Annotated in this window: 2 protein-coding genes; one reads left to right on the top strand and one right to left on the bottom strand. The window is 60.3% G+C overall.

Translation table 11 applies throughout. The features are described 5' to 3' along the window. On the bottom strand, positions 1 to 1,358 hold a 1,358-nt coding region (locus JOY90_RS26415; protein WP_291694044.1), incomplete at its 3' end, for an arabinofuranosidase catalytic domain-containing protein. 457 nt (positions 1,359 to 1,815) lie between these two features. Here JOY90_RS26415 and JOY90_RS26410 point away from each other — a divergent pair. Continuing rightward, on the top strand, positions 1,816 to 2,598 hold the full coding sequence (locus tag JOY90_RS26410) for a hypothetical protein (protein WP_291694043.1): 783 nt from the start codon (positions 1,816 to 1,818) through the stop codon (positions 2,596 to 2,598). Positions 2,599 to 2,638 lie beyond the last annotated feature (40 nt).

Here is a 2,638-nt window from a genome sequence, read left to right as displayed (position 1 = left end):
TCATTACCCGGCCGCGGACAGAACGTCGCGTCAGACCGATTAAGAGCGGAGCCGTCGAACGGTTGCATGTGCAGAGCAGCGTTTTGATGCCGCAAGAAGTCGCCCGGATTGTTTTTCGACTCAAAGGAGAAGCATGAGTTCTCGGCGAGGCCACGGCGGACAACCCAGGTTGCGTCACCCTTGTCCCGCTCAGCGCTGCCGGATGTGATCGGCGCGATGACAGCGACGCCGTTCTGGTTACGGATATAGTTTCCGGTGCAGCATGCCGTAGTCGCTTGCAGCGAGATTTCCGAACCCGGTACCAGCGTTCCAGACAGGCCGGTGGGCGCGCCATAGCGGACCTCTACAATGTTGGACTGGACCGCGCTATCGGCGCTGTCGGTGGGAAAACCGGCCGTCATCACGCCTTCGAAGAAGGAGCCCGCGGAGGCATGGCTGTTATCTCCTCCAATGCCCAGGATGATCGCGCCTTCCTGACGCATCGGCGCATATCCAACTGGAAGGGCGCCAGAATAGATTGTGTTGAGCCTGCCCGAGCATGCGTCGCCCCACTTCAGCGCAAACCTGGTCTGGCCATTGTTCTTCAACCAGGCTGATATGAAGGGGCGTGGCCCACCGCTGACATTCGATGCGGGATTGCAGCTTCGCTTGTCCCAGTGGAATATTCCGTTCTCCAGGTCAGCCTGCACGCCGGGCTCTGCCGGTCCGTTGCCGCAGTCAGGCCACTCTAAATCTCTGCTTACGTTGACTGCGTCCATGTGGCCGGCGCCGGTGTCATCGCCGCTCGTCTCGGCGTTGCCATAGTCGAAACAGCAGCCCGAATTGTAGTGGGTTCCAGAAGAGACCATGTACATTCCTTCCGGCTCTCCCTTGACCGCAACGCCCGATGTCCGGTTGTTGCGATAACCCATCCCAGGCGAAATCGAGACGCCGTAGACCTGGTGACCGCCTGCGGTAATCGGCAACGCGTCCGCCGCGGCGCCGAGGTCGGAACCATCGGGCCCAGGTCCTCTAAAATGTCCGCCAGCGGAGATTGCGAGGTCGTTGTGCCTCGGCGATTGATCGTAGATTTTGGTGATGATGCAGCCGGTGTTTGCGCAGAATGCATCTTGTGTCGCAGCGTTCGCGTAGCCGTCGGAAAGTAGATCGATGTTTTCGGTAGCGTCGTCCGAAGCCCTCTTCACCTGATATAGCGGGCCGGCATATTTGGCGTACAGCGATCTCACCGTGCTGTGCGCGGCGACGCATGGCGTATTTCCGGCCGCGTAGATGTCGCAGGGCCTTTGTTTGACGATCTCGGAACGCGCGGCGCGAAGCCCGATCGAGCTTCCAGCCATCAAGCCGACGGCGATCGCCAAGACAGCGCGGCCCCTCCTTGGCAGCAATAAGGACCGGAATATGCTCATGATTTGTCTAATCCTCTCATCGCAGCCACAACGTTCTTGCGAAGATTAAGAGAGCAGGGCCCCTAACCGTGCTAGCTCTCCGCCCCGTAACCTGCTTTCTGACGGACAGAGGAATTGCAGGCGGTCGCGCCTCTGGCCGAAGGGATACTTACTTGGGCTGTACCGCAGGTGAACATTCTGCCATCAGCCGCGAGCCGTTGAGTGTCGAAGGAGAGTTCGCCCAAGCGCTTCCGCCAGCTGAGCCGAAAAAGGTCTTGAACCGGTACTTCCTCGCCTTCGACGACAAAAGGCCGCCAAGGTGCGTTTTGAACCCCTTAGATTAAATTTTTGACATGACGCAAGAGGCCACAAGTCTGCCGTGCGCCGAAGGGAGCACGTGCACGGACACGGTAGACTTTCGAATTTGCGCATGACGACATCCGCAAGCGTCAAAGCTCTCGCGCTACTCGTCCTCCTCACCGCTTCGGCGCGCGCGCAAGATGCTGCAGTCGGCAAGACCGGTGCGCCTGCCGCCGCGTCGCCGACAAACGTCGCGACGGATGCCGCAGGTAGCATTCGCGTTCGCGTCGGTGTGCCCTATGTGGCGCGTGGGCCTGGCGCCATCGCCGATAGTTGGTTCACGGAAACAAAGCTTCCCGACGGGCGCTATCGCGGCTTCACCGCGCTCGGCTCGACCCTCGCCATCGATGGCAAGGAACCGTATAGCATGGCCGGTCCCGCTGCCACAGTGCTGAAGCCGGGGCCGCCGGGCAGTCCGTCGTCCTGTGGCGAGTGCATCCAGCACGTGGAGCGTCAGGGAAAGACGCTTGTCGGTTGGGTGCATAACGAGACTGCGTGCAATTATGCCAAGGGACAGACTCACGCCTCGATGACGATTGCCACGTCGTCCGACTACGGACTGACCTGGGCCATCGAGGGACCCATCATCACTGGGACCGATCCGCCGGCGGCCGGCAAGGACACCGGCGACAGCTGCCCGACCGTCATCAGAGACAAGGATGAATTTTACTACGCCTATTGCCTGCGCAACGGCGGACAATCCTGGAATGGTGGTTACACTTTTCTGGCGCGCGCGCCGATCGCGCGGCCTGGGCCCGGAAATTGGAATAATTTTATAACGGCAGCTTTGACGAGCCGGGCGTCGGAGGCAAGTCAAGTCCAGTCGAGGCATTGGCCGTCGGCTATTGGCTGACGGAAGACAAAACGGTCAGCATCAAATGGGTCAGAGGCGG

It is taken from the genome of Bradyrhizobium sp. (assembly GCF_019242285.1).
GTDB lineage: Bacteria > Pseudomonadota > Alphaproteobacteria > Rhizobiales > Xanthobacteraceae > Bradyrhizobium.
This window is presented reverse-complemented; position numbering and strand designations above follow the sequence as displayed.

What these genes read in the sequence shown, in the direction of transcription:
- JOY90_RS26410 (WP_291694043.1), top strand. Translation starts at nt 1,816, where the DNA reads ATGACGACATCCGCAAGCGTCAAAGCTCTCGCGCTACTCGTCCTCCTC.